Source organism: Mumia sp., from assembly GCF_028803055.1.
GTDB lineage: Bacteria > Actinomycetota > Actinomycetes > Propionibacteriales > Nocardioidaceae > Mumia.
The window spans coordinates 1-7,035 of the sequence record NZ_JARBCJ010000168.1; the positions used below are offsets into that span (position 1 = coordinate 1).

The window sequence follows — 7,035 nt, forward strand, 5'->3', positions numbered from 1 at the left end:
GGCCGGCGCCGTACGCTGAGACATGCCCGCCCCAGTACGTCACGCCACCGCGGTCGCTGCACTCCCCCTGCACCCCGACAGCGACGTGCTCGAGGTCGGCGGCGGCGGCGGGGTGGCGGCGCAGCTCGTGCTCGAACGCCTGGGTCCGGACGGAAGCTATCTCGGCGTGGACCGCTCGCCGGTTGCGGAGGAACGCACTCGGCGGCGCTGCGAGGCGACCTCGGGCGACGCCCGCTGGGACGTCGTCCGCGGATCGGTCGAGGACGTCGCCCCGAGCCTTCTCGAGGCCTCGCGCGACCTCGTCTTCGCCGTGAACGTCAACCTCTTCTGGACCGGCGACGCTGCCGAGCCCAGCCGCGCCCTACGGCGGCTGCTGCGGCCCGGCGGCTCGTTCTGGCTGTTCTACGAGACGCCCTCAGGCTCGGTCGCCCGCAGGGTCGCCGACGCGGTCGTCGCCTCGCTGCGCGGCGGGGGCTTCGACGTGGTGACCGCGTTCGCCTCGGGTCCGCGGCTCGCGGGCTTCACCGCCACCTGCCAACGAGACCGGCAGTCATGACGCGGCGACCGACGGACGTGTCCGTCGGTCGCGCGTCAGACGGTCACTCGTGAATCGGACGCGGGATGCTGCGGTTGGCGATCCGGTTCTCGGCCTCCACCATCCACGCGAGCTGCTCGATGCGCTCGAGAACGGCGTGGAGGAGATCGGCCGTCGTCGGGTCCTCCTCGTCGACGGCGTCGTGGATGCGCCGCGCTGTCGCGGCGACCGCGTGGAGCGCGCTCGTGATCAGGTCGACCGTCTCGCCGGTGTCGACCTCGTCGGACGGGAACTCCGGCAGGCTGCTCTGCTTGGCCACGGTCGCTGCCCGACCATCCGGCGTCACGTAGATCGCCCTCATCCGCTCGGCGACGTCGTCGGAGAACTGACGTGCGGCCGCCACGATCTCGTCGAGCTGGAGATGGAGGTCGCGGAAGTTCTTGCCGACGACGTTCCAGTGCGCCTGCTTGCCCTGGATGTGGAGGTCGATCAGGTCGACGTGGATCTGCTGGAGGTGGTCGGCCATCTGCTTCGACGCGCGGTACGGGGCATCCACCGTGGTGCTGTCGCCGCGGCTCATCGTCTTGCCCATGCTTCCTCCTACGTCATCGCTTGTGCTGGCCCTCCCAGGCAAGCACGGATGCGAGGACCTTTCCACCGGTGTGGCCCACGTCTCGTCAACCCGCCAGGCCCGTCACCACGAGCAGGGCGGCCACCGCGACGACCGTGACACCGGTCGTGATCAGTCCCGGGGCCAGGCGGAGCATCTGTGGTGGCCCCACGCCGCGGTCGCGGCGGGCCTCTGCCGACCAACGAGCCGCGAGCACGAGGAGCCCGACGACGACCAGCAGGAGTGCGAGGAGGTCCCAGGCGATCGCCCGGCCACCGACCTCGACGACCGGCAACACGCGGTCGATCCAGGCGAACGGCGCCCGGACGGCAGCGTCGGCACCGGAGAGGCAGCCCACCAGGACGGCGAGAATGCCGACGAGAGCGACCAGACCGGCCCCCTTGTCGCTCCACCATCCGCGACGGATCAGCGCCCGCTCCTGCTTCCAGCCCTCGTCGGTGTCGGGGAAGCGGCGGCGCTGGGCGAACTGGCCGTCCCACCACCGGTTGCGACGCCAGATCGTGGCCTTCACACGGGCGGGATCCAGCGCGCGGACGGAGCGCCGGTGCGTGTGCCGCTGGGCTCGCGACACCACCTCCACAGCCGCCCGGTCGTACCCCCGGGCGTGGGCGGCCTCGAGCTCGACCGCGAGACGGCCGTTGTCCAGCAGCCGCTGGAGACCGTCGGGAGGGAGCGAAGCGGCCGCTGGCGCGGGGACGGCGACCGTCTGCGGCGGGGAGGTCACGCTCCGCGGACGGGGCGCGGCCGGTGTCACGACAGGCGCGACCACCGGCCGGGGCTCGGGCGGCCGAGGCGCCGTCGGCTTGGCGACCGGCCGCTCCTCGTCCGGGGCCAGCCGTACGAGCTCGGCGACCACCTCCTCCATCGGAGGACGGTCGCCCGGTGAGACCGCGGTCGCCGAGAGCACGAGAGGGGCCAGCGCGTCAGGAACGCCCCGCAGGTCGATCCGGCCCTCGGCCACGGCGCTCAGCGTCGCCGCGTCGTCTCCTCGCGGGAACGGGGTGCGACCGGAGGACGCGAACGCGACGAGCAGGCCGAGACCGTACACGTCCGTGGCCGCGGTGGCCCGGTCCCCGGTCAACCGCTCGGGCGCCGCCCACGCGACCGAGCCCACCATCTCGCCAGTCGAGGTGAGGTCATGGGTGTGGTCGCCCTTGGCGATGCCGACGTCGATCAGCGTGGCTCGTCTGCCGGCGAGGACGGCGTTGGCCGGCTTCACGTCACGGTGGACGTAGCCGAGACCGTGGAGCCGCCCGAGCGAACGCCCGACGTCGAGCGCCGCCACCACGACGGTCGGGACAGCGAGCGGTCCGGCATGGCGTACGGCGTCACCCACCGTGACGCCCTCGAGGAGCTCCATCGCGAACCACGGGCGCGCGGCCTGCAGGTCTCCGTCGATGTAGCGGGGGAACCCGTTGCCGCCGAGCCGGTCGAGCAGCGCCGCCTCTCGGGCGAACCGCTCCCGCGCTCCCGACCCCTCGAACGTCAGCACCTTCACGGCGACGGGCGGACCGCCCGCGGCACTTCCGACGTACACGGCACCGAAGCCACCCGACCCGAGGAGCACCCGGAGCTGGTAGGGCCCGACCGCGGCCGAGGTGGGGTCGCGGGGAAGCGTGGCGCCTGTCGCGAGGTGCACCGTCGGGGCAGCCCCGTCCGCCCGAGGGTCCGGACCCTGGACCGTCGGGACGTGGTCCTCCGCGGTGTCGCCCGCTGCCATGTGCCCCTCTCAACCGTCGTCGATGCTCGTTCGAGCGTAACAACGAGGCGATCTCCGAGACGTTCGTCACGGCACGCCGCGTCAGGCGTGGCGGACCAACGAGACGGCGATCACGAGCATCACCACGGCGATCCCCGCGTCCAGGACGCGCCAGGCGCCCGGCCGGGAGAAGACGGGACGCAAGGTCCGCGCGCCGTACCCGAGGCCCAGGAACCAGGCCCAGCTTCCCGCTACGGCGCCGATCGCGAAGAGCCAACGGTCACCTCCGTACGAGCTCCCCACCGACCCCAGGAGCAGCACGGTGTCGAGATAGACGTGCGGGTTCAACCAGGTGAGCGCGGCGGCTGTCGCGACCACGGCCCCGCGCGACGCCGGGGCGCCACGGTCGTCGACCTCCAGCCGGCCGCCGACCCACGCGCGCCGTGCCGCGAGCAGCCCGTACGCAGTGAGGAAGGCAGCCCCGCCCCAACGAGCCACCGCGACCAGAGCTGGGGCCTGGACGACGAGCGATCCCACGCCGGCGACCCCCGCCGCGATCAGGACGGTGTCCGAGGCGGCGCAGACGAGGACGACCGCACCGACGTGCTCGCGACGCAGACCCTGCCGGAGGACGAAGACGTTCTGGGCGCCGATCGCCACGATGAGCGAGAGACCCGTGACCATCCCTGCCACGACGACCGACATCGCACCTCCTGTCTCCATGCTTCGACGGTAGGCGCGGCGCGTCATCCAATCCAGCTAAACTTCCTTCAGCAGATGAAGGAGCGCTTCATGACCGACCTGGCCCTCGACCAGCTCCGCACGCTCGCGGCCGTGGTCGGCGAGGGCAGCTTCGAGGCGGCCGCCGCGTCGCTCCACGTCACCCCCTCCGCCGTGAGCCAGCGCATCAAGGCGCTGGAGGCGGCGACCGGTCGCGTGCTCGTCCGCCGTACCCGTCCCGTCGCGGTGACCGAGCAGGGCGCCGCCGTGCTGCGCGCCGCCCGCCAGGTCGACCTCCTCCTGGCCGACCTCGTGCCGTCGGTCGCACACCCAGGACCGGTCACGATCCCCGTCGTCGTCAACGCCGACTCGCTGGCCACCTGGTTCGTCCCCTCGATCGCGGTCGTCGCCGACCAGGTGTGCGTCGACGTCCACCGGGAGGACGAGCAGCACTCGCTCGGACGGCTGCGCGACGGCACCGTCCTCGCCGCGGTCGCCGCGGACCCAGGACGCGTGCCCGGGTGCACCGTGACGAGTCTCGGGACGATGCGTTACCGGGCCATGGCCACGCCGGGGTTCGTCGCACGGTGGTTCGCCGACGGCGTCTCGGCTGCCGCACTCGCGACGGCGCCGGTCGTGCAGTTCGACCGCCTCGACGATCTCCAGCACCGGTTCGTCCGACGGGTCACCCGCCGCCGCGTCGATCCTCCGCACCACTACGTGCCCGGTTCGGAGGCCTACCGCGACGCCGTACGCCTCGGGCTGGGGTGGGGAATGCTTCCCGACCTCCAGTCCGCCGCGCTGGAGCAGACGGGAGCGGTGCGGGAGATCGGCGAGCGCACGCGGATCGACGTCAGGCTCTTCTGGCACCTGGCGCAGCTCGAGTCGCGACCTCTGGCGCTGCTGTCGGACGCCGTGCACGCAGGCGCTCGCCGGCACTTGAGCTGATCGGCGCTCATCCGGCGGCAGGGACGGTCCCCGCCGTCAGGACGCTGTCGGCGCCCAGCGCGCGAAGGAACGGGCGGACCAGCGCCGGCACGGCGCGGTGCTGCGGGTCGCGCGCGATCCTCGGGGAGACGAGCGGGAGCGTACGTCCCCGCGTCACGACCGCCGACTTGCCGGGTCCCAGCACGTTGCGGACCCAGTCGGTGTCGTCACCGTAGGGCAGCGCGACCACGATCTGCTCACCGTGGCGGAAGACCATCACTGGTGTGCGGTAGACATGGCCGGACCGGCGGCCCCGATGGACGACCACCCCCAGTCCGGGCAGCCACGGGGCGACGTGCACGACGAGCCGGTTGAGCCCGACGCGGTTGACCCGACGAAGGCGTCGCGGGAGCACCATGGTCGTACGCTCTCATGCGCGCGGCCCTCACGCCACGAAGAACGGCGCATGATGGGCGCATGACCGAGGAGCCTGTCGAGGTGCTGACCCGCTGGGAGCGCGCGGGCGGGACGTGGCGCGTGGTCGCGCACAGCTCGTCGGCGGCGACCGTGACACTATGCCGGTGCGACGGCGGCGAAGAGGTCGACCGCCTCACATCGACCGATCCACGACTCCTCGCCTTCCTCGGCTCGCGCAGCAGCAGCGACGACGCTTGGCAAGGCTCCTCCGACCCCCGAGGATGAGCCCATGAGATGCCCGAACGACGAAACCACCCTTGTGATGAGCGAACGCAGCGGGATCGAGATCGACTACTGCCCCGAGTGCCGCGGGGTGTGGCTCGACCGTGGCGAGCTCGACAAGATCATCGACCGCGCCGGCTCCCAGTCGGCCCCCGCCGCACCGTCACCGCCGTCTCCGGGCTCGTACCAGCAGGCGCCGCCGCAGCAGCAGTACCAGCAGCGCGGCTACGACGACCGCCGCTACGACGACCGGTCCCCCAGGCGCAAGAAGAAGGAGAACTGGCTGTCCGACCTCTTCGACTGAACGGCCTCACCGAGCATCACGGGCGGGGCGGCACGTCAGCACGACGGCCGCCCCGACGAGCGAGAAGGCCGCGGTGAGGAGGACGGCGACGTTCCACCCGTCGAAGAGGTCCTGCCGGCTCGTGCCGTGGCTCGCGACGATGACGGCGACGACGGTCACGCCGATCGCCGAGCCGACGTAGCGGGCGGTGTTGTTGGCCCCTGCACCCATCGCCTCGCGGCCCACGGGCACGGCCGCCACAGCCTCGCGACCCAGCGCGGCGTTGAGGACACCACTCGCGACCCCTGCGACGAGCAGAGCGGGGACGAAGCGGGGCCAGGACGTGTCCGGCCCGACCGCCGCGAGTCCCGCCTGACCGACGGCGACGCCGACCAGACCGATCGCCAGCTGGACCCGGCCCGAGACTCGGTGCTCAGGGATCCGACGTGCGAGCAGGGACGCCGCCACGCTGGTCGCCGACCACGAGAGCAGGAGCAGGGAGGCACCGAGCGCGTCGATGCCGAAGCCGGTGTCGAGGAAGACCGCCATGAACGAGAACAGGGCGATGATCCCCATGCCCGTGGCGAACGCGGCGACCGTGACGGCCAGGAACCGACGATGGCGCAGCAGCATCAGGTCGAGCATCGGCGCCCGGCCTCGCCGTTCGACGGCGACGAAAGCCACCAGCGCGAGGACGGCACCACCGAACAGCGCGAGCGCCGACGGATCACCGAGATCCTGACGGCTCTCGACGAGACCCGCGAGAAGGCTCCCGAGCCCGACAGCGAGGAGCAACCCGCCCCACCGGTCCACCGGACGCGGACGGGCCGCGCGCGACTCCCTCACCACGCCCAGCGCGAGCGCCGCCGTCGCGACGCAGGCTGCTGCCAGCAGCGCGTAGGCGAGACGCCATGACACCCACGCGTCACAGAGCCCGGCGACCACCGGTCCGACGGCGATGCCCGCGCCCAGCGCGGCACCCCACACGCCGCTGGCCGACGCGCGTCCAGGTCCCGCGGGGAAGGTATGGGCGATGATGCCGAGACTCGAGGCGGTGACGGCGGCGCCACCGACACCTTGCAGGACGCGCGCGAGCACGAAGGTGACTGTGTCGGGCGCGACCACGCACACGACGCTCGTGAGGGCCATCAGGAACAGCCCTGCCACGAAGGTGCGGCGACGGCCGAAGTCGTCGGCGACCGCCCCGCTGGTCAGCAGCGCGGACGCCAACCCGATGCTCATCGAGCTGAGGACCCAGGTCCGGCCGGCGACTCCGGCGTCCAGAGAGGCAGCCGTGGGGACGATCGTCGCGAGCGGCATCGTGAAGGCGACGAGCATCAGGAAGGTGCCGCAGGCGACAGCGGCAAGGGTCCATCCTCGCGACGGCGCCCCACGAGGGACGCTCACATCGCCCTGCGGCAGCGACATCGCGGTCCCCCGGCTGCTCTCACGAAAGGTCTTGCACGAACACCGACCTCGACCTCGACCTCGAGACCGCCCTCTTCGCCGAGCGGATCGGATCTACTGGGTGTTCCGCACGA

At 72.3% G+C, this 7,035-nt stretch carries 9 protein-coding genes; 4 read left to right on the top strand and 5 right to left on the bottom strand.

Annotated elements, in window-relative coordinates:
* Positions 1-22: 22 nt before the first annotated feature.
* A complete protein-coding gene (locus tag PV363_RS14205; RefSeq protein WP_301022647.1) occupies positions 23-556 on the top strand; it encodes a class I SAM-dependent methyltransferase in 534 nt (177 codons plus the stop codon).
* 43 nt (positions 557-599) lie between these two features.
* Here PV363_RS14205 and PV363_RS14210 read toward each other — a convergent pair whose 3' ends face one another.
* The 3 genes from PV363_RS14210 to PV363_RS14220 all read right to left on the bottom strand — a co-directional run bounded on the left by PV363_RS14210 (position 600) and on the right by PV363_RS14220 (position 3,588).
* Complete coding sequence (locus tag PV363_RS14210) at positions 600-1,127, bottom strand: DNA starvation/stationary phase protection protein (protein WP_220344150.1); 528 nt, start codon at positions 1,125-1,127, stop codon at positions 600-602.
* A gap of 85 nt (positions 1,128-1,212) precedes the next feature.
* Entirely contained in the window at positions 1,213-2,886 is a 1,674-nt protein-coding gene (locus PV363_RS14215; protein ID WP_301022648.1) for a serine/threonine-protein kinase, read from the bottom strand.
* A gap of 81 nt (positions 2,887-2,967) precedes the next feature.
* Positions 2,968-3,588, bottom strand: coding sequence for a LysE/ArgO family amino acid transporter (locus tag PV363_RS14220; RefSeq protein WP_255566298.1), 621 nt, complete (start codon positions 3,586-3,588; stop codon positions 2,968-2,970).
* Between the two features lie 69 nt (positions 3,589-3,657).
* Between PV363_RS14220 and PV363_RS14225 the strand changes: the two genes are divergently transcribed.
* Positions 3,658-4,533 carry a LysR family transcriptional regulator ArgP gene (locus PV363_RS14225; RefSeq protein WP_301022649.1) on the top strand — a complete coding sequence of 292 codons (876 nt, stop codon included), beginning with the start codon at positions 3,658-3,660 and terminating at the stop codon, positions 4,531-4,533.
* Between the two features lie 7 nt (positions 4,534-4,540).
* Here PV363_RS14225 and PV363_RS14230 read toward each other — a convergent pair whose 3' ends face one another.
* The gene (locus PV363_RS14230; protein ID WP_301022650.1) at positions 4,541-4,930 is read right to left on the bottom strand and encodes a nitroreductase family deazaflavin-dependent oxidoreductase; all 390 of its coding nucleotides are present in this window, start codon (positions 4,928-4,930) and stop codon (positions 4,541-4,543) included.
* A gap of 59 nt (positions 4,931-4,989) precedes the next feature.
* Here PV363_RS14230 and PV363_RS14235 point away from each other — a divergent pair, with 59 nt between their 5' ends.
* Positions 4,990-5,214, top strand: coding sequence for a hypothetical protein (locus PV363_RS14235; RefSeq protein ID WP_220344146.1), 225 nt, complete (start codon positions 4,990-4,992; stop codon positions 5,212-5,214).
* Between the two features lie 4 nt (positions 5,215-5,218).
* Positions 5,219-5,515 carry a zf-TFIIB domain-containing protein gene (locus tag PV363_RS14240; RefSeq protein WP_220344145.1) on the top strand — a complete coding sequence of 99 codons (297 nt, stop codon included), beginning with the start codon at positions 5,219-5,221 and terminating at the stop codon, positions 5,513-5,515.
* A gap of 6 nt (positions 5,516-5,521) precedes the next feature.
* Here the strand turns inward: PV363_RS14240 and PV363_RS14245 are convergent, their stop codons facing one another.
* The gene (locus tag PV363_RS14245) at positions 5,522-6,922 is read right to left on the bottom strand and encodes an MFS transporter (RefSeq protein ID WP_301022651.1); all 1,401 of its coding nucleotides are present in this window, start codon (positions 6,920-6,922) and stop codon (positions 5,522-5,524) included.
* Positions 6,923-7,035: the final 113 nt, after the last annotated feature.